This is a genomic window from Micrococcus sp. PSi08, from assembly GCF_054960655.1.
This window is the reverse complement of the sequence record NZ_JBHNYP010000062.1, coordinates 1-993: the sequence shown is the minus strand read 5'-3', so window position 1 is coordinate 993 and position 993 is coordinate 1. Positions and strand designations below refer to the sequence as shown.

General features: G+C 66.7%; 2 protein-coding genes. Both read left to right on the top strand.

The window, feature by feature from the left end; genetic code table 11:
• On the top strand, positions 1–243 hold a 243-nt coding region (locus tag ACFI33_RS11765; protein ID WP_152744835.1), incomplete at its 5' end, for an ArsR family transcriptional regulator.
• On the top strand, positions 240–842 hold the full coding sequence (locus ACFI33_RS11760) for a cadmium resistance transporter (protein WP_036341590.1): 603 nt from the start codon (positions 240–242) through the stop codon (positions 840–842). The genes ACFI33_RS11765 and ACFI33_RS11760, both read left to right, overlap by 4 nt.
• Positions 843–993: the final 151 nt, after the last annotated feature.

The following is a 993-nucleotide window of genomic DNA, read 5'->3' as shown; positions in this document are numbered from 1 at the left end:
CTGGCCCGAGATCTGGACCTGACACGCCCGAACGTGTCCAACCACCTGGCATGCCTGCGCGATTGCGGGATCGTCGTCTCCGAGCCCGAGGGTCGTCGGACACGATATGAGATCGCCGATTCGCACCTGGCGCAGGCGCTGACGGCACTGGTCGATGCCACCCTGGCAGTGGACGAAGACGCCCCGTGCATCGATCCCGCCTGCTCGCTTCCCGGATGCGACGCAGCTGGGGAGGGCGCATGAGCCTCACCTCGGTCTTGCAGGCGATGGGCCTGTTCGCAGCGACCAACATCGACGACATCATCGTGCTCTCCCTCTTCTTCGCGCGAGGGGCAGGCCAGCGCGGCACTACCGCCCGCATTCTGGCCGGCCAGTACCTCGGATTCGCCGGCATCCTCGGTGCCGCGGTCCTGGTGACCATCGGCGCCGGAGCATTCCTGCCCCCGGCAGCCATCCCGTACTTCGGCCTCATCCCTCTGGGCCTCGGCCTCTGGGCCGCATGGCAGGCCTGGCGCGGAGACGATGACGACGATGACGACGAGGCCAAGGTTGCCGGCAAGAAGGTCGGCGTGTGGACAGTCGCAGGCGTCACCCTTGCCAACGGCGGCGACAACATCGGCGTCTACACCCCTGTCTTCCTCAGCGTGGAACCTCTCGCAGTAGTCGCCTACTGCATCGTCTTCCTCGCGCTCGTCGCGGTCCTGGTGGCCCTGGCAAAGTTCGTCGCCACCCGCCCCCCGATCGCCGAAGTGCTCGAACGCTGGGAGAACATCCTCTTCCCCATCGTTCTCATCGGCCTCGGCATCGTGATCCTCGTCAGCGGCGGAGCCTTCGGACTCTGACGTAGCGGCAGCGATCCAAACGGCCCCGACCGGGCGCACCCCTCTCGGTTCAGACCGCGACACCTACCTGCAGCCAGTCCTGCGTGATCGCGGCAACAAGACCGCCACGGAGCGCTGCAAAAACCCCGCCACCAAGCGAACGAAGCCACAG